We start from the raw sequence: 26,623 nt of genomic DNA, 5'->3' as shown, positions 1-26,623 counted from the left end.
GTGACTCAATTAAGAAAATTCAAAATAGAATTTACGCTTTGTTACATCGTACAGAATAAATTGGATTGTGAAAAAATGGAAACAAGTCATCAAGATATTAATGAAAAACAACGAAAACGGTGTGGAATTAGCGGATACACAACTTCGACAACACCAATTAATGGAATATTAAAAAGTGAAATATCTGATTTCATTGTTCGGGAAATAACCCTTTCTGGAGAAATTCTTTCAACTCATGAAAAGGAAATGGCAAATACCCATTTTAATCCTCGTCGAGATAAAGCCACCATTTTTACTGTAATAAAAAAAAAAATGGATACGATTCTAGCTTCTAAAACACTCGCAGAATATTTACACGTCCCTCCAAATCATATTAAATGGGCTGGAATCAAAGATCATACAGCAATAACTGCCCAAAGATTTACAGTAAGAGGCAACCGAATGAATGATTTGAAGAATTTTAAACATAATAATATAACAATTACCAATATCAGACCCGCTAAGGAAGAGATTGAACTTGGAAAACTTTGGGGAAACAATTTTACAATAAACCTCCGTAATATTCATGAAGAATACCAAGAAATTGAAGGAACTTTAGCAGAATGGACGGAACAAATTAATACATATGGATTTCCAAATTATTTTGGAATGCAAAGATTCGGCCAACATCGTCCCAATTCACATAAAGTTGGCAGATATGCCTTTTTAGGACAGTTTAAAGAAGCGTGTGAAGAATTTTTATATCAAATTTATCCTAAAGAATATGAAGAAAATAAACAATTTCGAGAAAAATTACGGGAGACTTCAAATCTAAGCGAAGTTCTCAAAAATTGGCCAAGAGGATTTCATTATGAGAAATTAATCGTAAATAAGCTCGTCCAAAATCAAGAGGATTTCCAATCTGCATTTTTTGCTTTACCAACACCTCTAGTAAATCTGGTCATGTCTTCTTTCCAATCATATATATTTAATCAAGCCATTTCCAAAAGAATTTCTCAGGGACATCCGTTATCACAACCGATTTCAGGAGATCTTGTCTCAATTCTAATGGAGCCTAAAGGACATCCATCTCTTATTACATATAAATATGAAGGAGGAAAAGGATGGAATGATGCAACCATTTTAAAAGCATTTAAACATGAAAGAGCAACAATTATAGCTCCTATATTGGGACATAAAACGAAATTAACAGACTATCCTGCTTTTGAACCGATATACAAAAATATATTGGAAGAAGAAAATTTTGAAATGAATCAGTTTAATCATCAATATTCAAGAATTTTTAGCTTCGATGGAACTTTTAGGCCCATTTTTAACAAACCTTCAAGCCTAAAGATTAGTCAAGCATACATCACAAATAAATATCCAGAATTGGATCCTCATGGAATTAAACTGGAATTTTCATTACCAAAGGGTACATATGCCACGGTTTTGCTCCGGGAACTAAGAAAATATAAAAAATAAATTTTTAATGAAACCACATTTTTTTTCGAAAACTTGAATATTTACCCCTTTTTTATTAACTTATGAGTGAAAATTCACTAGAAGCCTTAGGAGAAATGAGAAAAACACATTTTTCCAAAGATTTATCCCCCGATTTGGTAGGACAAGAAGTAATTATTGGAGGATGGGTTACTCGTACCAGAAAATTAGGCGGATTAGTATTTATTGTTTTGCAAGATAAATTTAGCACTGTACAAGTTACAGCTAAAAAAGGAGTTGTTTCCGATGAAATTTTTGAGAAGGCAAAATCTGTTGGGAATCAATGGTGTTTACTAATAAAAGGGGAAGTAAAAGCATTTAAAAATGGTCCTCATGGAGTAGAGCTTGTCCCACTAGAGATTTGCATCCTTAATCAGGCAATAGAACAACTCCCATTGGATATGACAGGAAAAGCCATGTCCGATTTAGATACACGTTTGAATAACCGTTCATTGGATTTACGCCATCCGCGAAATCAAGCGATTTTCCGAATCCAATCTGTTATGTTAAATGAAATCCGTAAATATTTGGTTAAAAATAATTACACAGAAATAATGACACCAAAAATAATTGGAAGTGCAACGGAAGGCGGAACAGAACTATTCCCAATCAAATATTTTGATAAAGATGCTTATTTATCTCAAAGTGCTCAACTATATAAGGAACGACTATGTAGTGTTTATGAAAATGTTTTTGAAATAGCCCCTTGTTATCGGGCGGAAAAATCCTTCACAAACCGACACCTCTGTGAAATATACCAATTAGATATGGAATTGGCCTTTGCAGATTATAAAGATGTTTTAGTGGCCATGGAAGGATTAGTCCAAAGTGTTCTACAAGCAATTAAAGTCCAATGTGAAGAAGACCTTAAAATCCTCGATCAATGGGAAAATTTTGAAGTCCCCCAAATTCCTTTCCCAAGATATACCTATTCAGAAGTTTTAAAGATAATTGATGAAAAATGCGGTATTAAAATTGAATTCGGAGAAGATATTTCAACCGAAGCTTATCGAAAACTAGATGAAATTTTACCTGGATATTACTTCATTACAAAATGGCCAATGAGTGTTAAACCATTTTACATTCATTTCGACCCAGAGAATCCAGAATTGAGTGACGGATTTGATTTACAAAAAGGGTGGCTAGAATTATCTTCAGGAGGAACACGTGTTCATGAAAAAGAATTATTAATTAAAAATCTTGAAAAACAAGGATTGAATCCGGATGCTTTTAAAAGTCATCTCCAAGCTTTTGATTATGGTATGCCACCCCATGCAGGTATGGGCTTCGGTATTGCACGATGGTTGCAAATAATCACAGGTGTGGACCAAATTAAAGAATGCGTTTTCTATCCACGCACTCCTGATAGATTAGATCCATAATTTTTTTTTTTAATATCCCAGAAAGAGAGAATTTTAATGATTCCAACTCCAGATAAACTTCTTATTAAACAAAATATCCAAAAATATCGATCTTTGGATTGGCCTGACGATGATCTTATTGAAAAAGTAATGATGGATTTAGGAATTCATGATAATGTAGAATTTGAATTTTGTCTAAAAAATCGGATTAAACGTGAACGAGAAGCCGCTATTAAAATGCTTGAGAAATATCTAGATGATTTAACCAGCGGAGATGCTACTTTGTGGACTGAAGCAAAGGACACGTTGAAACAAATTTATTATAAAATCGCTGAGATTGATGAAGAAGCAATGTTATAGTAAAAAACCAAATTCATTTCTGCGAGTTTTTTTTAAACCTAAACAATTTTTAATGCAAAGAGCTATTTCTTAGGTAAGGATGGTATATGCCTATAATAAATAGCTTACTGGACAATGATCTCTACAAATTTACTATGATGCAAGGTGTCCTCCATTTCTTCCCAGATATTGAAGTTTTATACGAATTTAAGTGTCGTACAGAAAACATTGATTTAAGCCCATTTAGTGACGAAATTAAAAGGGAGATCAACCATCTCTGCTCTCTTTCATTCAAAAAAGATGAGTTGGACTATTTGAAATCATTATCCTTCTTGAAGAAGGATTTCATTGATTTTCTCAAATTTTTTAGGTTAAATCCGGATCACGTTAAACTAACCGTTGAAAACAAAGAATTAGATATTAAAATTGAAGGTAGCTGGTTATTAACAATTTTATTTGAAGTTCCAATTTTAGCTATTGTAAACCAAATTTATTTTTCAAATAATGTACAAAATCCTGATTTCAATGGTGCAATGAAATTATTAGAACAAAAAATGCATTTTGTTCAAAAATTGGGTAATAAATTTAAATTTGCAGACTTTGGAACACGTAGAAGATTCTCTTATTCTTGGCAGAAACAAATTATTAATGAATTGGTGAATTCCCCACTCAATTTAGTCAATTTTGTTGGAACGAGCAACATTTCACTAGCAAAACAGTTCAATATCAAACCAATCGGAACTATGGCTCATGAATGGTTACAAGCAGGACAAGCTGTGGGCGTCAGATTGATAGATAGTCAAAAATTTATGCTTCAGAAATGGGTGGACGAATATCGAGGAGATTTAGGTATAGCATTATCAGACATAGTGGGAATTGACGCATTTTTATTTGATTTTGATAAATATTTCAGCAAGTTATATGATGGAGTAAGACATGATTCAGGAGATCCTTTCATAGTTGGTGAAAAAATAATTCAGCATTATGAAGCGATGAAGATCAACCCCTGGACGAAATCTATTGTATTTAGTGATGGTTTAGATTTTAATATCGCCAGGAAGATTTTGGAACATTTTCAATCACGAATTCAAGTCTCCTTTGGGATCGGAACAAATTTAACTAATGATATCCCAAATCAAAATCCATTACAAATTGTCATCAAGATGGTTAGATGTAATGGACAACCTGTAGCTAAAATCTCAGATAGTCCTGAAAAAGGCATGTGTAACGATGAGGAATACTTAAAATATCTTAAAAAAGTTTTTTCAGAAAAAATGAAGAAGAGTGATTAAAGATGAAAATTGACGATATTCAAATTAGTGCTAATTCAGCATTACTTGTAGTTGATATGCAAAATGATTTCTTGCCCGGAGGATCTTTAGCGGTGTCTGAAGGAGATCGTATAATTCCACAAATAAATGATTTAATTCAAAAATTTCATGAGAATCAAGGAAAAATTATTTTTACTCAAGATTGGCATCCAATCGGCCACCATTCCTTCGCTAGTGTATATGATAGTAAAAAACCAGGGGATGTTATCGAAACAGCAGGATTAGGACCAATTCTTTGGCCAGATCACTGCATACAAGGAACAAAGGGAGCAGAAATCAATGAAAAATTGCAAATTGTTTATGCTACAGCAATTTTAAGAAAAGGATATCGAAAAGAAATTGACAGCTATTCTGCTTTCTTAGAAAATGATAAACTAACTAAAACTGGATTGACGGGGTTGCTTAACGATTTAAATGTAAGAAAAATATTTGTTTGTGGACTTGCTTTGGACTATTGTTGCTTCTATACAGCCATTGATGCAAAAAAGGAAGGTTTTGAAGTCTTTTTCTTGCAAAATTTAACAAAAGGAATTGATCAACCAGAAAATAATATTCAAATTTCTTTAGATAAAATGGAACATGAAGGAATCCAAATTGTCCAATAATTCATAGGACTAACGTGAATAAGATGTAAGCATTCAATAGAACAAGATACCATTCAAATGATTTCAATTTAATCAATTATTACTCAAAAAGAATTCTTTTTTTTTTTTGGAAAAGGAAATTGATTTTATATAATGGATATCCTTGGTTATTCAATTCTTAGAATAATCAATTTCTTTTTTATTCCAATATTTCACACCCAAATTATCTGCAAAATTTTATAAGGTTATATATTGATTTTAATAATTAGGAAGAAGATTTCTGGAAGCAGAGTCTCTAAAACTTTCCGATTCTTCATAATCAAAATAGGATGAAAATTATGGCACTTTCAACTAAATCATTTAATGTAATCCTCAGTAAAATTATTAAATCCGAATCCGGTATCAAAAAGGTCATTTTGGTTGATCGAACCGGTTTAACAATTGCTCATGTTTCCAAGTTCTCATATATTCCAATGGATGTTGATGGCATTGGAGCCATCGCAAGTGCAGTTTTCTGCGCATCAGAAGAACAAGGAAGAAATTTAGAATTAGGAGCATTACAGATCGTCACTTCTGAATTTGAAGGAGGGAAGATTTTTGCTGCTTCTTGTGGGAAAGGGGTACTATGTTTAATCTCTGATGTTGATGTCAACTTGGGGTTAATTCGCCTTGTATTAAAACGATCTGGAGATGAATTACGTAATATTTTAGACGAATTCTTATCAGAAATGCCTGAAGATATTGGTGCAGGATTGGATTTGTCAGATTTGGATAAAATTAGTCCAAATTAATCTTTTTTGCGGTCTTTTTAGATATTCATTTTTCTTATTTCAAGATTTTCATTTTCAATACTATACAAAGTAATGGTAATAAAATTACTGAAAACCTGATTTTGAAGGACTACATAAAGAAAAACACTTTTCCCATATATTGATATTACTTTTTTTAAAATAAAGAAAAAATGTGCAAATTAAGATCTGGTGGCTCGAGCAATCCATGTATTTTGGATTTTCTTTTCTTCTTTTCGGTTATATAGTATTTTTTCTTCAAACCATCCATTAATTCCAAGAATCAGTGAAATAGACATTAAATATCGGAATAAATAGTATAAAAATAGAAAATCACTAATAAGGGTACTAATAGCATAAAAAACAGCTACAATAAAAAGCCCTAAAGATAATCCACTCCTATTCTTGATTGCATTATAAATCAACCATATAGCCGAAAAAATTATTGTCCCAAGATAAATATTGAGGATATTTTCATTTCCAGTATGAAATCCATATAAGAAAAAGTATAACCCAACAATGAAGGGCACAGTATAAAGAAATTTCCATTCTAACAGATATACCATGAATATCATATACATCATACTTATCCCGATCTTAAAGATCCACTCAATAGGAAGATTACCTATCTTGAAAGCAAGATTGATTTCTGGAAAATACCCAATAAGTAAGAATGTGAACGCTGAAAATAATACAGCTCCAACTGCAAGAAGGTTTATTAATACTACGAATATATCAGCAGGATTTTTATACTTTTTCCACTGTTTAATTGCTAAGTAGATCCCAATAAAACCAAATAGCGAATTTCCTATTTCTACAAACATTAAAATCTGTTCTGAAACCATTATTCTTCTTCCTCTTTGTTTTTAAATATCTTGAATATTCCAGTTATGATTGTGAATCCAATAAGATAAGCGACTAAACGAATTATATTTGAAACAACCGCATTTGGTATAACTCCTCCAATAAAAATGAAAACGTACATTAGACCTAGGCCCATTGCATTATTATCTTTCATACTCCATCCAGCCTCATTTAAAAGGAATAAAGTGATTACACCTGCACAAAAAATAAAGATATAATGATATAAGATGACTTGGGCAGTATAATATAGCACTAGAGCACCTGAATAAAGCAATACTGGAGCAATTAACATTTCATCCTTCTGATTTAAATATAACACATAAAATGCCCCAAATACAACAAGATATCCTTTCAAAATACCAAGATAAGATAAATACGGTTCGGCATAAATTGAATCCGCCATCATGCTATCTGTGGTAAATTTCCAATCAAAGATGTAAAATATCACAAACAAAAGTCGATCAAGGAAATTAATGAAAATTCCTAAAGAAAGAACTACCCGTGTCCAATTCCATTCACCATACTCTTTAAAATCCTTAAAATTCCTAAAATAAAGGAATACTAGTAGCAAGAGTAATATAAGTAAACCTAAAATAGAAGATATGTTCCTGACGACAATTTCAAAAGTAGCCACTAAATCATTCCACCTCTACGTTTCCTACTTACTTTCTCTAACTTAATGTTATTTGCTTTAAGTTCTCGCTTGATATCCATACAATATGAATCAGTAAATTGAATTTTACCCTCGTTATTTAAAGCATCTATCATTTCAGGCATAGCATTTTCTAAAATTAGAAATGAAAGAATATTATTTCTTCTGAGAAAATTAAAAATTAATAAAATCATAGATTTCAGATTATTTACTTCAACTTCTGATCCAATTCCAAAACTAATGGATCCTAAATCATTACGTTCTTCTTCCTTTTCGATTTCAAAGGTATAAATCAAAATTTTAGTTTTTTGATATTCCTTTAAAAAGAATTCATTTGGCACAGCTCCTGTGGGTAAACATATTTCTAAAACATCTTCATTGAGTAAATCTGGAGAACTGGGGAAAACTTTAAGAATTTTTGGATTAGAACCACTATATCCACCTAAACTTGTAATTATCGATTTTGAAATTAGCATTGCCATAATGTTTTACCTTATTGATATTGATCATTTATAAAAAAAAGATGAAATTTTAGCCTTATTTACATTATATCATGTTTGTGCAATACTGACTTACATAATATGCAACTTCTTCGTGATCTTTAAACTTGAGAGAAGATTCTAAATGATTTAAAAGATCATCCAAGGCACTTTCAGTATCATCAATTGGAATGTCCAAATTTTCATCCCATAATAAAGCCCCAATATAATTCTCTGTTCTTTTTATGACATAAACACCATCATTTTCACTTTCGAATTTGATACAATTTGCATTATTTTTCATTTTACCAAAATGAGTAATTGCAGTTATAAAACCACCTTCCAATATATCTCTATCATCATGATCTGATTTGGATCGAGTAATTATGGGAAGACCGCTTGGATCAAAAATAGAGATTGCTTGAGTCACTGTATTTTTTTTTAACATTTTTCCTGTTAATAACGAATAGAATTTCACAAAAGCATCAGCCATATTTAGTCCAGTTTTGGCAGAAATGGACATTATTTCAAAATTTGGAAGATTACTAAGTTCGAAAATATCAATGAGTTGATCTAAAGGTATTGCATTACGTTTATCAGACTTATTAGCAAGAATTAGTAATTTCATATCTTTTCCAGCAATTAAAGGTAAAACTTTTTGTAATTCGGATTTAGATTCATTAAAACGATCAGGATCAGCAGCATCAATTACGAAAACTACACATTTTGAATCTTTCATTTCACCAGTCCACATTTTTCTAAAATGTGATTGCCCTCCCATATCGAACAACAAAAACCGGGTCCCATCGATTTCCAATTTCTGCAAATCTTTTCCCATTGTTGGAGTATGTTCGACAAATTTACCTTCTTTCAAAAAGGATATGATTGTGGATTTTCCCGAATTATCCAATCCTAAAAATACGGATTTTTGTTTAGTTTTTCTTCTAAGTAAACTAAAAATTCCCATACTCAAAAAAGGCGATTGAATAATTTAAATGTATTTTATTAGATTTCCCGTGAAAATTAAGAATAATTTGTTTCGATTTGAATTAATTTAATATGAATTTGGAACATTAGCAAAAAAGTACATAGTATTTTCCAAAATTTTGATCAAAACATATTGATAGGATAGAAATTTTCTCAAAAAATTATAAAGCTTTAGGAAATATTTCTATTCCCACATTATTATTTGAAGATTTGACTCTTTTTTTGAAAATATCAATTAAAACTTCAAAAAAAAATGAATAGAAAAATTATTTCTTGATAATATGATGAAAATGATCAACTTATTTTATTAGAATCAAATTCAGAAAAATAGCTGTCAAAATATTTCTTATAGATCCTAAATACGTATCTTGTCCGATTACCTGCAAGAATTCCAATAATATCGTATTCCATATCTTGTTCATTAAGGAATTCTTCAATTACATTCATAGTAGCAACTCTTGTCTTTGGAATAATGAATGCGATACAACCAGGAGTTTTTAGATATTTCCATCCTTCTTCAATCATTGAAATAATGAAATTTTCCCCTTGACTACCTTCTCCTACTAATTCATGCTTTTTCCCACCCCAAAGAACTTTTGGGGATAATATTTTATCATAATAAGGAGGATTGGATAAAATAAAATCAACTTTAAGATTTTCTGGAATAACACCATCAAGAAATTTTCCATGAGAATTGATCACATGAATTTTATTTTCAAGTTTATTTGCATTCACATTTCTTTTTGCATACTCAATGTAGGTAGGATCCATCTCTGTTGCATATACTTGAGCATTGAAACATTTTGCTGCAATTAGGGCAATAATTGCACTTGCACCAGTCCCAATCTCGATGATAGAACAATTAGGATGGATTAAATGTTGTAAGAAAGCATAACGCATAACCGGTGTAGGAACAATGGCAACATCTCTCTCAAATTCTATGGTTAAATTAAATAAATCTTGTGCTACGTAATAGTTGTAAAGAAGTAAAGCTTCCCGACTTTCCTTATTTATTCTTGGAGGATCACGTGTTTTTAAAAATGGAATTAAATCAGGATGTAATTCAATGGCCCGTGAAGTAGGATATCTTCGTTCTACATAAAATAAAGGAATCCCAATATCATCAAACTTTTCTTGACCCATTACTATCATATAATTTAGGGTAGAGTAAATATAGAGTTTTACGAGTCTAAAAATGAATTGAAAAAAATATTAATAAATTTGAAAATGATCATAAATTTTGGTTGAAAAGATTAACCAATAGGGAAGGAATACATCTGCAATGGTTTGAATGGTATTTAACAAAAATACAGATATAATAATGGCAATATTTGATGTTATCATCCCTAATCCAATCCAAGACATATCATAGAATGGAATAGTCTCAACCCCACCAAAAACGAAAGCAATGTATAAATAATTCAAAGCAATCATTACAACGGATCGAATTCCCCAGGCAATCAAAGCGCTTTGAATATAAAACTTCTTTTTTTTCATATCTTGACCCGTTAAAGTTCGCCTTTTTGAAAGTTGAATGATGAAATAAGGAACTATCATTAACCAAATTGTAGCAACAAATTTCATAACAGGACCAACAAATGGTGTTGGATCAAAAAACATTAATCCAATAGAGCCAATAATTGCAGTAAAGATACCACATCGAAATCCGAAAACAAGGAATGCTGTTAACCAAATAATTGAAACAGGATCAAAATATGCAATTCCCCATGCCATGCGTGGTAACATTTCGGTAGTTAACAATGATAATACAACTGAAAGTGCACTAAAAATTGCAGCACCTGCGATGTCTAATGTTATTCTGCTTTTCTTACTTGTTTCTGAAGAGCGTAATGGCGCCAGAGATTCATTAGATTCTAGAGATAAATTACTCATAAGAATATCAATACTCACAATATATAAAAAGATTACTCAATTTTAAGAACTAAATGAAGGTAATTTACCCAAATTTGAGTAAATAAATTACATGCTTACCATGATTCCTACTATCAAATAGAACTAATTTCTGATAGAAATGCTAAACATTTTTATATTCAAAATGATGATACTCTCTTAATCGATCATTGGTTCGAGGAATTGGTGGATAAATTTTACTCCGACATCAAGGCTTCTAACAAATATAGATGGCAGTGTCATCTAACCCCACAATGATTGAAGGTATGTGAGTAAAAAATGGAACAAAATAGATTAGATATTTTAGGAAAGGTCGCTTCAGGAGAAATTTCACCAGAAGATGCAGAGAAAGCACTACGTGTGCTGGATCGTGAATACCTTCAAAGCCGAAATTTTCAAGGAGAATCATTTGAAAATTTGATCAACAATGTAAGTGATTTTGTAACTGCAGAGTTTTATGTTGAGATAAAAAATTTAGAACGAACGGAATTAACGTTATCTATAATTAAGGAATTAATCCTTAAACATGTCAAACCAGAATATAAAGAAGGTTTGAATAGTTTTGGATACACTAATATTTCAGATGATTTAATGGTGAAATCAATAATTCATCAAGTTCGTTTAGAATACATACAAGAAATCCATAATCTCGGATATAAAACAATCTCACTTGATGAACTTGTTAAATTCTCTATCCATGGGGTTAAAAGTGCAATTATTCAAAAATGGATTGAATTGGGATTTGATTTAACTACATCCCAAATAGTGAAGTTCCAGATTCATGATGTGACCCCACAGTATATTCATGAATTGAATGATCTTGGGTATCAGCCAACTCCGAATCAAATTGTTAAAATGCGTATACATAATGTTAACCCAGAAAAAGTTAGGGCACTGAAAGCATCAGGAGTTGGAGAACTAAGCATCACAGATCTAATTGATGCAGAAAACTTTTCAATTGAACCTACCTTCATTGGACAACTGAAAGAAGCAGGATTTGAAAATATTGAATTTTCTGAGATTAAGAAATTAAGAATTCATAATGTAAAGATGGAAACATTTTTCAAATTGAAGGATTTAGGGTTTACTGATATTTCATTATCAAATTTGAAAAAAATGGCAATCCACAATGTAACTCCAGAATATATCGCCAAATTTCATGAAGTTGGATTTAAAGATCTCACAATAAATCGATATATCGACTTTTCAATACATGGATGCACCCCAGAACTGGTCAAAAAAATGTACAAATTCGGTTTTTCAGATATTAGTGCTAATTCATTTGTAAAAATGTGCATTCATGGAGTTTCAGTAGATTTTATTCAAGGTATTTTTGATATGGGATACACGAATATATCAACTGAAGATTTAATAAATCTCCGTATTCATGATGTTTCTCTGGATTATATCAGAAACATTAGAGAATTAGGTTTCCCCAGTTCTACATTAGAAGAAATTCAAAGATGTGCAATTCATAATGTGAGTATTGACTTCCTGAAACAATTGAAAGAATTAGAATTTACTTTCCAACTAATTGAAGCAAAAAAACTTTGTATTCACAATGCTACACCATCATTTGTAAGAAAAATGAAAAATAAATTTACCTCTATTACCTTACAGCAAATACAGGAGATGCTGATTCATGATGTATCAATATCTTTTATCGAAATGATGGAATCAAAAGGATTTACAGATCTTTCTGCGGAACAGATGATCAAATTGAAAATAGCAAATGTATTTTAGGTGATCATCAAATTCTGTCTTGAGATCATATATCGATTATATCGGTCTCAAGGTTTTTTTTCTGAATTTTTCTGAATCCAAAGGATGAGTTCATTATCTTTGGTCTCACATGAAGGACATATCACTTTTAAATCAAAAATATCCAAAGAAATATGAACTCGATTTAAAATATACCCGCATTTTTTACAACTTGTATATTTTGCTCCGCATTTCTTGCAAGAATACAAATTTTCTTTGGTTATAAACGAGTAGTGGGAGAGTAGTATAGAATCTTGTACTTTTGCAAATCCAGTTCCACAACACACTTCACAACACTGATCTTCCATTTTAATTCAGAGTCCCAAATAATGCATACAAATAGATAAAAAAGATTGAATGTAATTTTTCATTAATTATCGAGCACTTACACCATCCCAGGCTTTTATATCTTTATCAACATAGCCACAGGATTTGCAAGTATCATCAACTTCCCATTTCTCTAAAGCAGGGTGCACACGCGTTAATAAATCACCACATTTAGGGCACACAAGGAATTTTGCACCACATCCATCGCACATATTAAGTTGACCCTTCTCAACAAATCGGAAAGTTCGTTTCATCCATTCATCAGACACAATTCGGAAGCTTTTCCCGCCACATTCAGTACATACTTTATCTGCCATTTTCTTTGCCCAGAATAATATTAATATTTAACAGTTGCTTTTTGTTAGTTTTAAATTTTGTTAATCACAATCAAGAAAAATAGGATGCAGATGGCACACCTATAGAGTTTTTGAAAAAAATTGATTTATGAAAACTTATCTTTCCCTAAAACATCAAATAAAAGAATGGAATTACTTGCATAGAATCAATTTGATCCCACTTCAAAAAATATTAATAAAAAAAAGAAAGATGAATGTAAGTAAAGATCTTTGACCCCTATTTAAAAGCGGAGTTATTGGATTGACCATCTTGCTGAAATATTCCTTTCATCTGCTTAGTTTTCCGAACCATACTTGTGTATTCTTGTTGAAACAAGGCTATCGATGGATCATTTTCTTTCGATTTAGAAATGATCTGATTACGTTTTGCAGGACATACTGCATTTTGTCTTAATTTAGATACATGGGATTGCTGAATTTGAGACTTTTCAATTTTTCTTCGACTTTCGTTATATTTATATTCTGCCTTTTTCAAACTAATTTTCAGCTGAGCAATCATTTCATCTTTTTTGGCCATTTCAGTAAGATCTACAGAATGAGTCTGAAATTTGAACTTAGTAACAACACGATTTAGCTCCTCAATTTTCAAATCTTTTTGAATAATTTTGTCTTGTAACAAATTATTTTCTGTTTCAATCTTTTTCATTGCGGATTTTTGCATATTCTGCTCAGTACTTGAAGATTCTTTCTGCAAAGCAAGATCATGAACCATTCTCTTTCTTTCTTCATCAAATTCAATCAATGCTTGATTAAACTCTGCTTTTTGAGATTTAATTTTTGTTTCAGCATCAACTAATTCTTGATTTTTGAATTCTAGGATTTCTGCTTGAACTTGAATATCTTTTTTTATCTTCTCAAGCTGAGATTCCACCAAAGATTTAGCATTAAATAATTCTTGATTTTTCAATTCTAAAATTTCAATTTGAGTCTGAGCATCTTTCTTTAATTTTTCTAATTGAATTTCAAGGGAACTGAGATCTTTTGAACGATTATTAAGTTCCAAATCCGAAATAATATTCTGCAATTTTATTATTTCAGCATCCCGCTCTCGAATTTCCGTATCTATAGCAATGTGGGCACCTTGATCAGATACACCTATTTGATCAATCTCTACAACTGTGCTTAAAAAATATATTTTTTGATTTAGAGTATCAATAAGTTGAGTTTTATCCTCAATCATTCTTTTAAGTTCATCAATTTCTTTCTGTTTCACTAGATTTAAAGCTTCATCTTGTTTTTCTGACCTAATTTTCATTTCAGAAGTTTGGTTCTTAGAAAGTTCTGATATTTTCTTTTCATACTTAATAGCTTTCCATTCGAAATCAATTAAGTTCTCGCGAATTTCTATTAGATCTGATACAGACACCTTAATAAGTTTGTCAGTGTCTCCACTTTTTTCGAATTTTTCAACTTCTTTCCACAAAGATATCCCTTTTTTAATTTTTTTACAAATAATATTTCCTTTTGGTAATTAAAAAAAGCTATTCAAAATTCATTATTTTCTGTTGAAAAAAAAGAAAAAAGAGATCGTTAAACTTAAATAAAAAAAAAGTAAACAAAATTGAATTAATACATTTACTACAGCAAATCATCGTATATTTTTGGAATTTGCACTAAAAAATTCTTTTATTTTTAAGTCAACTTCTTGGTTATATTAATATTAGATCTACGAAATCAAATTGAGTAAGAATAAAAAATAGATTTTAGAAGATTGTTCTATTGAAATGGAAAAAAAAGAAATGATGGAGCAGATAATCTTTAAAAAAAACACCTAAAGGTCCAAATTTGGAATTTATACTATCTCCAAATTGGTTTATATTCTTGAGGACATATATTACACCCTTTTAGAATATCTTCTACATAGTAGAGTCCAATAATAGATGAACGACCCGGAGTTATCCGTGAAGGGACAGTACAAATCACATGCTCTTTCATTTCAAGCATCCCATATTCAACCAATTTTTGAATTCCATGTTGCATAATTTCTTCGGATTGCCAATCTTCCATATTTAAGGAAGGAATATAGAAAGGTTGTACACCCCAAACAAGCCGAAGCTGCCGAGAAGTCACCTTATCATGAGTAATAGCAAGTATTGAAAATTCAGGCCTATATTTAGCAGCTTTTCGAGCAGATTTTCCACCCTTAGTAAACATAACAATTTTTCCACGAAAATTTACTTTCTGGAATACATTAGCTAATTCGTAGACAGCATGCCCAATGGCTTCGTACATCTTAGGTTCTTCAGAATCAATCTTCTCCGGGGCAAGGGGAGGTATGAACTTTTCTGCTTTATTAATAATTTTATCCATGTATGCGACCGCTTCGAGGGGAAATTTTCCAACAGACGTTTCACCAGATAACATGACGGCATCACTTCGATCATAAACGGCATTAAAAACATCATTAACTTCAGCCCGTGTTGGGACAGGATTAGTTGTCATGGATTCCAACATTTGTGTTGCAACTATAACCGGCTTTCCCGCACGATTACATTTCAAGATCATTTCTTTTTGTCTCATAGGTACATCTTCCGCGGGAATTTCCACGCCAAGATCTCCTCGAGCAACCATAATTCCATCAGAAGCATCTAAAATTTCATCAAAATTCGTTAGAGCAATAGGTCTTTCGATTTTAGAAATGATTTTAGTTCTTGATGCACCTCCATTTTGCAGAATTTTGCGAATAGTCCGAACTTCTTCAGCATTAGCAATGAAGGAGGCTGCCACATATTCCGGTTGCAATGCTGCAATAAATTTAAGATCACGACGATCTTTTTCTGTAGGATTTTCGGTACTTAGATGCCCGGAAGGAATATTGACCCCTTTTCTTGAAGAAATGGGCCCACCAGCAATAACTTTGGTCTTAACACATCGTGTTTTATCATCTTTTTCAAGTATTTCTAAACAGACTAACCCGTCATTTATGAAAATCTTTCCACCGATTTCAACATCATGATAAAATCCTTTATATGAAATTGAAGCTTTTGTATTATCACCTATAATTGATTCTTCGTATAAGTAGAAATCATCTCCATGCGATAATAAAACCGTCCCTTCAATTTGGCCAATTCGAATTTTTGGACCTTGAATATCACATAAAATCGCAAGATCGGGTGCAACAGTTCGAATTCGTTGAAAAAGACCCGTTTCGTTGGCATAATCTTGTGAAGCATGTGAGAAATTCATTCGAAAGACATCAACACCCTTATTACGCAATTTCAAGAGCATCTCTTCAGATGACGTGGCTGGACCGATGGTACTCACGATCTTCGATTCAACCAACTTCTCCACCATTGTGAAATTTTCCATAGATATACCTTACTTTTGGGGACTTAAGTGTTTAACTTTCTACTCCTTGAATTATTTGAAAAGATGTTCAAGTTATTATATTAATACACTAAATTGCCTTCTTTCGTGATAATATATGTGTCTACACCACCAATTATTACATATTAGATATAATTCGGGTAAAATTTGTGGCAAAAGCGGAAAAAAACGAATTTTTATGGCAAATGTAGAGAAAAAAAAAAAAGAAAGATGCCACGATTTTTTTTAATAGAACCAATCTTTAAATTTGTATCTATTAGTGTTTCTTCTTAAATTCAATAACGAACAAAATCGGACAGATTAAAAGGAATGTCCCAACCATGATCCCAATAGAATACCCTGGAATTGCGGCTTTTGGGTTTATAAAAGTGCCCATTTTTGAATTGAAATCGACCATATCTTCCCGACTGGTGTATTGCGATTCTTCAATCACCCCTTTTGAAATTTGAGAAACTGGAACAGCAGGATCCCCGCTGGATTCGGGACATTCAATTCCCAATGTGGAAATAAAAGCCGCAAGTTTCAATAATGTCGACACAATCCCACCTATTATTTGTCCCATTTGATCATCCAAAAGTGTCCACCAATAGTTCGAATTTAATTCAAGGGCAAAACTAAGAGCCATTTTGGACTCATCAACCATACCGATGATGAAATAGTTGAAAATAGACCCGGTAGTATTGCACTCATAAGCAGCTTCCCAGTTAGCAAGCTCACTGGTAACTTCTCCCATTTCCCCATAAGTTTGGTTAAGTATAAAAATAAACAAATCCCAAGATGTCTTACCTGTAAATTCAGGAAAACCAATTGCAACAAGTAGATTCATCTGCCAGCTTAACTTTTCATTTAGAATATCTAAATCTAAATCAGTGATAGCCGATGCAATAAAACTTACCGTCTCGTCTTGTGAATTGTTTCTATACCACACTTGGCTATAAACCGATAGATTTTCAGCTTCACTACAAATAAAATTTTCAGAATAAGTGGTTTCATTCCATAGTAAGGTAAAATCTTCGATATCAGTATTTTGTGGCACCCAAGTTGGAAAATTTGTGACAGCATCGACAGAAGTTAGAGTGTTAGACAATAAAAGCACAATCAATGAAAATCCCGCGAGATTAATTATACGTGTTTTCATGTCTCTTTGAAACTAAATCTGGTTAAAAATTTTATCTCATTTTTTTTCAAAATTAGGATAAAACGGATTTTCCAAGATAGTCCATATTCTTGTCAGTGAGTGAGGATACCATGGGGTGCTCTATTTCGAAAAAGAAGCAACATATAAAGTTGACCTTTTTATTTAGGACACCTAAACCATTAATTGTAGAATTCATTAATGAAAATTTTGGTTTGGATCTGCAGTCCTTAGTATTATGTTCTGTCTGAATCTCTTGATGAAAAGTGATAAGCAAATTATAAAAGTAATAAACATAAAATCAAATTGAGCGAGATGTTTTTCAATCCCAAATTAAAATTGAAGTTAATCAAAGACGTCAACGAAAGGCGCAGTATTCAAAGCATAATGAATATATTAGATAATTCTTTCGGATTCAATTATAGCGTTTCAAATGGACATGTGATTGAAATACAATTAATTTCTGTTGGATTGGCCTTAATTCCCAGACAGTTTGGGAATTTTCCCCACCTTAATAAAATTCAAGTTCCTTCTAACCGGATAAAAAAACTCCGCAATATTGATGGATGCCAAAATGCAACAATTATAAATCTCAGTGGAAACCAGCTCAAATCGTCTGCTTTAGAACAAATGATTTCTTTGACTAAATTAATCTCTTTAAATTTATCTGAAAACCAATTAGAATCATATTATGAACTTGGATTATTAAAAAATTTGGAATTTTTGGACTTATCATATAACAATATCACAAAAATACCAGATTGTGCGTTTTCTCATTTAAAATCTTTAAATTTATCAAATAATCCCATTTTTGAATTAGAAAATCTTCATCGCTATGAATCTCTTGTTCAAATCAGGATGGATAATTGCAATTTACCCACTAAAGAAATTGATATTCTTGAAGAGGGAATAGAAGCGATCAAAGATTATTGTCGCGACAAAGCCTTGAATTAGGGCTAATCCACGGAAAATTTTTGGCCTCCTAAAACTATTAAAGTTCCAATTGCTACCTTTTTATTATAATATAATATAGTTGAAACCAATTATGGTATTTAAGAAACTCTTCCCAAAGGATAAAAAGAAGGACAAGCTTACCACTGAAGCCCGTCTTAAGACGTTAACTCATAAATTAGACCTCAAAATCAAGGATTATGAGAATAAAGCTCAATTATGCAAAGTCAAAGCAAAAAAATTTCTCAAAGCAGGAAATAAGCAAGCCTCAAAGACAATGCTCATTCGTTACAAGCAATATCAGCAAAAAGTATTGCAATATAATGCAATGATCATGCGTAGCGAACGGCATCTTGATGCTTTAGAACAAGCAGGCGTGATAAAAGATGTTGCAGGAACAATGGAAGCTTCCGCAACTGAATTAAAAGATGTTGCAGTGACAGTTAATGCTGAGCGAGCTTTAGAAATAACCGAAGAAGCAGAAGATAGCATCGACCAAATTAATGAAGCAGGTGAACTATTTGCAGGGGATCCAGAAATGGATATGGGTGTAGATATTGATGATGAACTTTCCCAATTGGAAACTGAACTCATGCTAGAAGATGCTGGTCAATTGCCAGATACTCCAGAACCTCGAATAGAAAGTATGTCGTTATACGATGATGAAGAACCTGACAGTAATTTACGATCCAAGGATCAACTCAAGGATGAAATTGAAAAACTCAAAAAAGAGTTAGATATGTAATTTCCTGGTAACAATACATTTTTTTAATTCTTTCTTCTTTACCGTTTGGTTTTTTGAGAGATTTTTTTCTTATGAGATTAGTTCAATAGGAGCATATTTTGGACTCTATTCTCGAAATTAAAACCATAATGATTTTGTTGGAATAATTTCTTATGAAAACGAAGTAAAAAAAAAAAATTGTCCCATTGGTTTTTCATTCAGTTATTTTTGAAAATGACTCTCAATATGATACTTAGGGACGATAAATATATAAAATGATGGAATGATAAATACATTTTTCATATTATTATCGTGCAATTAGTACATTGGTTTTGCAAAATTTATTCTCAAATAAACTTGAAAAAGATCATGAGATTATCGATATGGAGTAATCACTTCATGAATTTGTTTATCATTTCAAATGTATTTACTTTCTGTGATAACACGATTGAATTGTGGCCAAATTTAGAAAATTAAGAAAAAAGGGGTGTTTTATGCTTCGTTGAACCAACTCTGATCAAAAAATAGTATTGGCCATAAAGCATTATTTTGAAGGAATTTTCATCTTTTTCTTATCCTTAGTGAATCCACCATGATGAAACTCGATTTTGCTTTGAATTTGATGGCGTTTACAATAAACTTCAATTTCTGTTTTTAATAATTCCCAATAGGATTGATCTTTTCGAAGGGTCTTATAAAAATCAAGAAGCTCGGGACGAGTCTCTTGAATTATATCATAAATTCTTCCAACATTATGCGGTCGATAATTTAAATTTTCAAACATGAAAGAATCTGCATAATTTGCCGAATATTCCATAATTTCTTGAAAATTAGTGATCTTAGGAAAGATTGGAGATATAAATACATAGGTTTTTATTCCAGCTTGATGAATTTGTTCCAAAGCTTTTAATCTATCAATCGGGCGAGACGCAAAAGGTTCAATTTTGCGTGCGAACTTACTATCTAAAGTATTCAAAGAAACTCCCACCTCGATATTCTTAAATTTTTTAAATAGATCTAAATCGCGTAAAACCAATTGGGATTTTGTTAATATCGAGATTTTCCCATTAGTATCCTTTAAATGAGTCAATATTTTACGCGTATTTTCATGTTGTTTTTCCAAGGGGAGATAAGGATCTGTCACAGAACTCAAAAGCAATTCTTTCCCATCATATTTATTCGGTTTGATTTTTTCCCAAGGATAGATTTTGACATCCAAAAACTCCCCCCAGGTGTCCCCTTTGTGATTAGTAAACCGTTTCATGAATTCAGCATAGCAATAAATGCAACCATGTTGACAGCCAGTGTACGGGTTAATGACGTAGTCGATTGAAGGTATATTACTCTTGGTTATGATTGATTTGGCTTCTCGAAATTCAATTTTCATTATTTGATCAACATCCACTCACAATTTTAAAATAAAAAAATACAATAAAAAAAAGGGAATATGATTTTTAATTTTTCATATCATAATTTGCGGAGAAAATTACTATAATACCTGCATATTTCGTTATTCTTGAATAAATTGCGGAGAAAATTACTATAATGTTTAAATGAATAGTTTTTCTATTCAATAATATAAGACAATTAGTCTGTGAGAATTATAATTATGGAAAGTCTAACAATTAATAAAACAGTGGTATTTCTGAATTGCAAAAATGTAATTAAAAAAGTCAAAACTAACCCTACAATTCATAGTGCTTTTGTATTTAGTATAATAATTTTAATTATTACTGTTTGCACATACGCGCAAATCAATTTTTCAAGACCTTACTCCATTTTTAAAAATACAATTAGCGATCAAGGATCACTTTTATTAAATCCCAGAGGTCAAAAAGTGTGGAATTTAGGCATTATTTGCGCAGGTATCCTTTTTCTGCCACATGTATTATATTTATCCCAAATCATGTGCGTAGGAACACCAATTGCTTCTCAAATTCTATTAATTACAGGATCAATTTCATCCATAACCTTTAGTTTTGTTGGAATATTTCCAGCAGAATTTAAAATTCCTCATTGCATTTTTGCCGGTATCACTTTTGTGGGAATTTGTCTAGTGGCAAATATTTATTTCTTCTTGAATCTTAAAAAACTACGAGATATCAACGGAGGTTCGATTTTGAATATCAATTTTTCACAAAATTATAAGTTAGAAATGATATTCGCAGGCCTAGTTCATTTATTCTTAGACATTGCTTTAATAATATTTCTTATTCAATTCATTAATCAAGGGAAATTAATGCCAATTTCAGAATGGGCCTATTTACTTGGCGTAATGCTTTGGATGATCACTACCACACGATCATCCCCCATAACTATCCAGAATAAAAACAAATCAGAAATTCTGAATAAATTGCAATTATAAAGGAAAGAAAAAAAAAAAAAAAAAGAACGGAAAAGTGATGAATCACTCTATTATTAATTTAATAAACGAAATTTCAATTCAAAATATGAAATTTTTTACTATATTAGATCAGTTTCAGATTTTCTTGCAATAATGGTAATATTTTTACCCCAATCTCTTCGTATCACCTTCTGATGAAAGCCCAGTTCGATCTTAAAAATCTTACATAAGTTCAGTTGATCAACCATTTAAAAAATTCTTGAGGTCTTCAAATGCTTGTTTAGGAGAAGAAAACGTCATTCCAAGCTTCAATATTGACCTTTTATAATTCAAAACAAGATTTTTTGACCGAGGTGCCTTCCCGGGATGATTAAAAAGAGGTTTAATTAAAGTTGGATCAAGTTTGAAAACGAAAGCAATCAATTGAGCGAACTCAAATTTATTTAAAGTGACAGGTCCCACAGAATGGATAATTCCATGCACTTTCCTTTCAATAATTTGATCAACGCATTTCCCAATATCCTCAATATACGTTGGATTTCCGTAATGAGTTTGAGAGCCATAAATAGTTTCACCTGCCTTCAAATGAGTAAAGAAATCGTAAAACAGATTTCCGCGATGATAGGGCATCTTCCACCCATATATGACTGATGGACGACAAATAGTATAAAGAAGGTGAGAATTCTTTTGAATAACTTGCTCAGCATTCAATTTAGTCAGTCCATAATAATTAATTGGGTAAGGAATGCTATTTTCTGAATAAGGTGCATTATTTCCGGAAAAAATAGCATCTGTACTGAAATGAATAAACCATGTAGTAGTGGTGGAACAATAATTGCATAATTCTTCAACTGCTTCCACATTCAAAGCATAAGCTTCTTGTTGATGAATTTCTGCGTAATCTATGGAGGTTATTGCGGCAGTGTGGATGATAATATCAGGAGATATTTGATTTAAAAACTTATCCACAGCAAATTTATTGGTCAAATTTAATTGAAAAACTGGTAATCCATGATCATTCGGTTTAATGGATCTTGAAGTTAAAATTAAAGTATGCTTTTCCTTTAACGTTGTTATTATATTGCTCGCAGCATACCCATTGGCACCAGTAATAAGTATTTTCATTTATATAAAGTTAAAGGAGACAACATTTTTTATATGATCGATTTTTACCAAACGGAAAAACTTCACCACTATTAAAAATCAAACCATTGATGAAAAGAAAGTAAAGTTCATTAAAAATAAGAAAGATGGATTCAATTCCATTTAAAATGATCATAATTGAAACTTCAATTTTGATTCATGCTAAAATTTTCTTGTAAATATTGCTGCAACTGAGTAATTCGGTTCGAAATCATGTAATATTTACGCTGTAATTCTTTATAGGACTTCACAAATTCCACATTTTGAATATAACCCCCATCATAGCGTTGTTCAAGCATTTTTAAGGTCTGATTGAGAGCAAACTCTTCTTGGCGCAACTGGTTAATTTCGTTCTTAATTTCTAGTTCTTCCGAACCACGGGCGGACCATTGATTAAGGGAGGTTTGACTATTTAGATTAGACCCAAAACGAGGAGTTGGGGGAGTAGGATAAGAATTTCTTGAAGAATTTCGAGGGTGAAATGGAGGGTTTGTTGAAGGATTGTTATAACCCCCATATCTCGGTACAGGTTGCACTATTGATCTCTGAGGAGAAATTACACCCGGTTCTGCAAAATATTCATTTAATGAACCCCGATCATGAGGGTAACCAAAATGACCTGCAGGAGTAGCGAATGAATCAAAATTATTATTCACATACGATTTCTTTTTAAGATCTGGAATATTTGGTAAGTAAGGATTTTGAAATGAGGAAGAAGAAGTTCCAGAAGGATATTGATGAGGAATTTGTGGAGGAGTCATTTTTGTTGGTCCGGGAAGATTCGTAGTGCGATACATCTTTGCATTCACAGCATGGCTCGTTGAAACAGCGGAGTTATGATTTCGTGACCCGTGAAATCCAATCAATTCATATATGGCATTTTCTAACTCTTCACGAAAAACCTTTATGTGGATCTTATGTTTGGAGAAGATCTTTAAATTATTATCTCCTTGAGTGAGTTGACTTTCAAAATCTTGAGCTTTACTAATCCATTCTACTAATTCGTCCCGATTTTCTTTTGAAAGTGTAAATTTATACATTGAATTCAAGAATTCCAAAGATACTTTCTTGTTAATTTTCCCTTTAACACCAGCATATTGGAGATCTGTGATTTGCACTGAAATTAGCAAAACATTTCGCTTTTTAAAGACCCCTTGTTCATGGAAGAAATAGAGACGCTTGCTAGTTATAAGAATGGTTCCATTTTTGTTATTGAAATCTTTATCCTCAGTAACACCTGTTGAAAGCTTGCATTTTATTCCAAATACAATTTTTTCTGCAGGTTCCAATTTTAATTTCCCAAGAAAAGGATTAAATTGAGCTTGAATAGTTTGCATAAATTCGATTTTTTCTTCAATCGGTTCTAAACGTGATTCTAAGGGATGAAGCCCACTATTCGCTAAATCAACAACTTTCATTCTCTCTCTTTCGAACTGACGCAAAATTTCCATGATAAATGTGAAATTACTCGGATGAGTGACCCGAATTTCATTAATATAATGAATATTTCGCTGAATATCTTGGAAAAATCGATTGACATGATCATATAGATTAGTTTTAGCAGCTTCAAACATTTTGAAGAGGAGTTGCGAATCCGCTTCAAGATTAGGATAATGATGACACTGAGGAAAATCTTGGCGGAGTTGAAACAAATTTGACTTAAAGTGATTTAATCGCTCTACCATTTTTTCAAAAGGATTCACAAAACTGCGAGTATTGGAAATAATCGATTTATAATCATCAAGGAGTTGTTCTTGTTTGTCTTCGATTCGAATTACATTGCCACTATCACAATTTCGACAAGTAGGAATTAAATTTTTCAGATTACGCATATCCCGGGATCCACAATCACGACAAAAATGATGTCCATGTTTATCCTCGCTCACGTTTTTACTATTGCATTGCATGCACACAAGTAATTCTTCTGTTTTTATCACCACGCAATCTTCACAAAAGATTTCGTGACAATCTTCACAGATGAAAGTGATATTTGGATTTTCACCGCATTGAGGGCAAACTTCATGGGGATACATTGGCATAACATGAAACCTATTTTCTAGTTTTTGAGAGTCTAGATAGAGAATTAGTTACCTAAAAATCTAAAGGGGTTTAATATAGAAGTAATATGGAGATATTACATTCAGTTTTTTTTCTGAATAATAATAGATTCCTACTTGCCTGGAGTGAAAATTTGATTGTAACACTCTGGACATAACCTTTGAAATCTCTCTTCTTGCTCAAAAGAAATTTTTATTCCACATCTTTGACATTTTAACATAGATATCCAATTTCCAATGAATAATAAAGATCCACCTAAGATAAACATCGGATGGTGATATTATCACGTTCTATTTATGGAATGATTCATCTTCTTCTCGACTTTTATTTCGTTCCAACTTTTTTTTCAAGGGAAGAACTTAATTTGAACCGAATGAACCTAAATTTCACCTTGATTCAAATGACTATATAAAAGTAGAGAGGGAGAAAAAAAAGTGTCAGATGACAGAATTATCGAATAATTTTAACAAATGTACCGAAGGCTTGACCCGGTAATCCACCATCTTTGAAATGGGCACAAACTGCACCGTTTCGACCATGTAATCGGGTAATCTTTCCTCTGATAGACTTGCCAGTTGGGGTTTCCCAAGCAACTACGTGACCTAATAATTCCCGACCTGCATCTTCTCTGGTTTCAATTCCAGGGAATTGGAGAATGGAAAAGCGAGGATGAATGATTTTTTTGGACATGCGATAGTTCACAATACGTCCTTGTCGACCTAATAAAATTTCAGAACTCATTTTAAAATACCTTAGGTTAGAAAAATCTTCATTTATATTAAATTTTGTCATTGCGAAGGTATAAAAACGAGAATTTGAGTCAAAAAAGCTAATCGGTAAAAAAAGGAAACGATAAAGCTTAAATTTGAAAAAAAAATTGCCATTTAGTTTGACTAACTATATATATTTCTACCAGCTATTGGAAGATTTTGGGAATGAACATTATTTGTTTGCTTTTGTAATTCCAGTAATCGTTGCTTAATTTCGCTACTCTGCTTCAATAAACCATCCAACTTAATTGGAAAGCCATAAACATCGGACATTTTTTCTAATATTGATGCAGCACCTTCTGGAGAAGGAAGATGAGGATTAGCTGGAGTAAGAAAAACAGCTCCATTTAATTGATTATTTAAACATTCATTTAAAATTGCAGCTTCTGCCCCCATTATCAATCCTTTTGGTGGACGTTTAACTCCATGAGCAAGAATTTTTTCCAAAATTTCTTCTTCAGCAGCAGCAAATACAGGAGAGGGAGTATCACGTACAGCGATAGATTCATCAGCCATACCTTGGACACATAGAACATCTTGAATACCTTGTGACAAAGCCCAATTCATCAAAGTGCGAGCAAGGTCGCTATATGACCCTGGATTAAAAGGAACTTCACATAAAGATACAACAAGATTGAATTTTTCTTGGTAATACAACCTAAATGGGTGTTTCAATACTCCATCATAAAACACAGTAATTGGAGGCAGATCTTCACTTAATACATGGCCTATTTGCTTCATTTTTAATTGTTCCACCAATTCATTGGCCAAAATAGTCCCAATTAAGCCAACTCCAGCAAATCCAATGATAAACAGAGGAGGTTTTTCCTGTGACTTCAAATTTTCACAAATGGCATCATCAATTACGATACGTGAAAGTTTTCCTTCCAAAAAGGGCACACAAGTAGGATCAATTTTTTCTAGTTTTTGTGTCATGGTGTTCATCTAT

26 protein-coding genes are annotated in these 26,623 nt (G+C 32.0%); 10 read left to right on the top strand and 16 right to left on the bottom strand.

Annotated elements, in window-relative coordinates:
• Positions 1–75 precede the first annotated feature (75 nt).
• The 6 genes from truD (at position 76) to NEF87_RS22800 (ending at position 5,888) form a co-directional block, all read left to right on the top strand.
• Positions 76–1,464, top strand: a complete 1,389-nt coding sequence (truD, locus tag NEF87_RS22825; RefSeq protein ID WP_457917644.1) for a tRNA pseudouridine(13) synthase TruD — start codon at positions 76–78, stop codon at positions 1,462–1,464.
• 62 nt (positions 1,465–1,526) lie between these two features.
• The gene (aspS, locus tag NEF87_RS22820) at positions 1,527–2,864 is read left to right on the top strand and encodes an aspartate--tRNA(Asn) ligase (RefSeq protein WP_457917643.1); all 1,338 of its coding nucleotides are present in this window, start codon (positions 1,527–1,529) and stop codon (positions 2,862–2,864) included.
• A 36-nt stretch (positions 2,865–2,900) separates the two neighbouring features.
• Entirely contained in the window at positions 2,901–3,203 is a 303-nt protein-coding gene (locus tag NEF87_RS22815; protein WP_457917642.1) for a hypothetical protein, read from the top strand.
• Between the two features lie 86 nt (positions 3,204–3,289).
• The gene (gene pncB, locus NEF87_RS22810; RefSeq protein WP_457917641.1) at positions 3,290–4,474 is read left to right on the top strand and encodes a nicotinate phosphoribosyltransferase; all 1,185 of its coding nucleotides are present in this window, start codon (positions 3,290–3,292) and stop codon (positions 4,472–4,474) included.
• Positions 4,475–4,476: 2 nt separating this feature from the next.
• Complete coding sequence (pncA, locus tag NEF87_RS22805) at positions 4,477–5,118, top strand: bifunctional nicotinamidase/pyrazinamidase (RefSeq protein ID WP_457917640.1); 642 nt, start codon at positions 4,477–4,479, stop codon at positions 5,116–5,118.
• A gap of 317 nt (positions 5,119–5,435) precedes the next feature.
• Positions 5,436–5,888 (top strand): roadblock/LC7 domain-containing protein, encoded by a 453-nt coding sequence (locus tag NEF87_RS22800; RefSeq protein WP_371803824.1) that lies wholly within the window; start codon positions 5,436–5,438, stop codon positions 5,886–5,888.
• Positions 5,889–6,067: 179 nt separating this feature from the next.
• Here the strand turns inward: NEF87_RS22800 and NEF87_RS22795 are convergent, their stop codons facing one another.
• From NEF87_RS22795 to NEF87_RS22770, 6 genes are all read right to left on the bottom strand, one after another.
• Positions 6,068–6,730, bottom strand: a complete 663-nt coding sequence (locus tag NEF87_RS22795; RefSeq protein ID WP_457917639.1) for a hypothetical protein — start codon at positions 6,728–6,730, stop codon at positions 6,068–6,070.
• The gene (locus NEF87_RS22790; RefSeq protein ID WP_457917638.1) at positions 6,730–7,383 is read right to left on the bottom strand and encodes a hypothetical protein; all 654 of its coding nucleotides are present in this window, start codon (positions 7,381–7,383) and stop codon (positions 6,730–6,732) included. The genes NEF87_RS22795 and NEF87_RS22790 overlap by 1 nt, the downstream gene beginning before the upstream one ends.
• Positions 7,383–7,883 carry a hypothetical protein gene (locus NEF87_RS22785; protein ID WP_457917637.1) on the bottom strand — a complete coding sequence of 167 codons (501 nt, stop codon included), beginning with the start codon at positions 7,881–7,883 and terminating at the stop codon, positions 7,383–7,385. Before NEF87_RS22785 ends, NEF87_RS22790 begins: the two co-directional genes overlap by 1 nt.
• A 64-nt stretch (positions 7,884–7,947) precedes the next feature.
• Positions 7,948–8,847, bottom strand: a complete 900-nt coding sequence (locus NEF87_RS22780) for an ADP-ribosylation factor-like protein (protein ID WP_457917636.1) — start codon at positions 8,845–8,847, stop codon at positions 7,948–7,950.
• Between the two features lie 314 nt (positions 8,848–9,161).
• Positions 9,162–10,010, bottom strand: coding sequence for an RlmF-related methyltransferase (locus tag NEF87_RS22775; RefSeq protein WP_457917635.1), 849 nt, complete (start codon positions 10,008–10,010; stop codon positions 9,162–9,164).
• A 69-nt stretch (positions 10,011–10,079) separates the two neighbouring features.
• The gene (locus NEF87_RS22770) at positions 10,080–10,760 is read right to left on the bottom strand and encodes a hypothetical protein (RefSeq protein ID WP_457917634.1); all 681 of its coding nucleotides are present in this window, start codon (positions 10,758–10,760) and stop codon (positions 10,080–10,082) included.
• Positions 10,761–11,057: 297 nt separating this feature from the next.
• On the opposite strand from NEF87_RS22770, the gene NEF87_RS22765 reads away from it, so the two are divergent.
• Positions 11,058–12,521 carry a hypothetical protein gene (locus NEF87_RS22765; protein WP_457917633.1) on the top strand — a complete coding sequence of 488 codons (1,464 nt, stop codon included), beginning with the start codon at positions 11,058–11,060 and terminating at the stop codon, positions 12,519–12,521.
• Positions 12,522–12,568: 47 nt separating this feature from the next.
• Here the strand turns inward: NEF87_RS22765 and NEF87_RS22760 are convergent, their stop codons facing one another.
• From NEF87_RS22760 to NEF87_RS22740, 5 genes are all read right to left on the bottom strand, one after another.
• Complete coding sequence (locus NEF87_RS22760) at positions 12,569–12,847, bottom strand: hypothetical protein (RefSeq protein ID WP_371803820.1); 279 nt, start codon at positions 12,845–12,847, stop codon at positions 12,569–12,571.
• A gap of 66 nt (positions 12,848–12,913) precedes the next feature.
• The gene (locus tag NEF87_RS22755) at positions 12,914–13,183 is read right to left on the bottom strand and encodes a hypothetical protein (RefSeq protein WP_371803819.1); all 270 of its coding nucleotides are present in this window, start codon (positions 13,181–13,183) and stop codon (positions 12,914–12,916) included.
• A gap of 256 nt (positions 13,184–13,439) precedes the next feature.
• Positions 13,440–14,645, bottom strand: coding sequence for a coiled-coil domain-containing protein (locus tag NEF87_RS22750; protein ID WP_371803818.1), 1,206 nt, complete (start codon positions 14,643–14,645; stop codon positions 13,440–13,442).
• A gap of 374 nt (positions 14,646–15,019) precedes the next feature.
• Positions 15,020–16,504: a pyruvate kinase gene (pyk, locus tag NEF87_RS22745; protein WP_457917632.1), complete on the bottom strand. Its 1,485-nt coding sequence runs from the start codon at positions 16,502–16,504 to the stop codon at positions 15,020–15,022.
• 301 nt (positions 16,505–16,805) lie between these two features.
• A complete protein-coding gene (locus NEF87_RS22740; RefSeq protein ID WP_457917631.1) occupies positions 16,806–17,687 on the bottom strand; it encodes a hypothetical protein in 882 nt (293 codons plus the stop codon).
• 312 nt (positions 17,688–17,999) lie between these two features.
• On the opposite strand from NEF87_RS22740, the gene NEF87_RS22735 reads away from it, so the two are divergent.
• Complete coding sequence (locus NEF87_RS22735; RefSeq protein WP_457917630.1) at positions 18,000–18,638, top strand: leucine-rich repeat domain-containing protein; 639 nt, start codon at positions 18,000–18,002, stop codon at positions 18,636–18,638.
• Positions 18,639–18,729: 91 nt separating this feature from the next.
• The gene (locus NEF87_RS22730; RefSeq protein ID WP_371803814.1) at positions 18,730–19,380 is read left to right on the top strand and encodes a Snf7 family protein; all 651 of its coding nucleotides are present in this window, start codon (positions 18,730–18,732) and stop codon (positions 19,378–19,380) included.
• Positions 19,381–19,903: 523 nt separating this feature from the next.
• On the opposite strand, the gene NEF87_RS22725 is transcribed toward NEF87_RS22730, so the two are convergent.
• The gene (locus NEF87_RS22725) at positions 19,904–20,746 is read right to left on the bottom strand and encodes a radical SAM protein (protein WP_457917629.1); all 843 of its coding nucleotides are present in this window, start codon (positions 20,744–20,746) and stop codon (positions 19,904–19,906) included.
• A 222-nt stretch (positions 20,747–20,968) separates the two neighbouring features.
• Between NEF87_RS22725 and NEF87_RS22720 the strand changes: the two genes are divergently transcribed.
• Positions 20,969–21,724, top strand: coding sequence for a hypothetical protein (locus tag NEF87_RS22720; RefSeq protein WP_457917628.1), 756 nt, complete (start codon positions 20,969–20,971; stop codon positions 21,722–21,724).
• A gap of 219 nt (positions 21,725–21,943) precedes the next feature.
• On the opposite strand, the gene NEF87_RS22715 is transcribed toward NEF87_RS22720, so the two are convergent.
• The 4 genes from NEF87_RS22715 to NEF87_RS22700 all read right to left on the bottom strand — a co-directional run bounded on the left by NEF87_RS22715 (position 21,944) and on the right by NEF87_RS22700 (position 26,610).
• Positions 21,944–22,828 carry an SDR family oxidoreductase gene (locus NEF87_RS22715; protein WP_457917627.1) on the bottom strand — a complete coding sequence of 295 codons (885 nt, stop codon included), beginning with the start codon at positions 22,826–22,828 and terminating at the stop codon, positions 21,944–21,946.
• Between the two features lie 164 nt (positions 22,829–22,992).
• Positions 22,993–24,885 carry a hypothetical protein gene (locus tag NEF87_RS22710; protein ID WP_371803802.1) on the bottom strand — a complete coding sequence of 631 codons (1,893 nt, stop codon included), beginning with the start codon at positions 24,883–24,885 and terminating at the stop codon, positions 22,993–22,995.
• A gap of 469 nt (positions 24,886–25,354) precedes the next feature.
• Positions 25,355–25,645, bottom strand: coding sequence for a 50S ribosomal protein L35ae (locus NEF87_RS22705; protein ID WP_371803801.1), 291 nt, complete (start codon positions 25,643–25,645; stop codon positions 25,355–25,357).
• A gap of 152 nt (positions 25,646–25,797) precedes the next feature.
• Positions 25,798–26,610 (bottom strand): proteasome assembly chaperone family protein, encoded by an 813-nt coding sequence (locus tag NEF87_RS22700; protein ID WP_371803800.1) that lies wholly within the window; start codon positions 26,608–26,610, stop codon positions 25,798–25,800.
• Positions 26,611–26,623 lie beyond the last annotated feature (13 nt).

Origin of the sequence: Candidatus Lokiarchaeum ossiferum (genome assembly GCA_025839675.1) — an archaeon.
Lineage (GTDB): Archaea > Asgardarchaeota > Lokiarchaeia > Sigyniarchaeales > Promethearchaeaceae > Lokiarchaeum > Lokiarchaeum ossiferum.
Note: the sequence above shows the minus strand (reverse complement) of the source record. Positions and strands in the feature narration are given on the sequence as shown.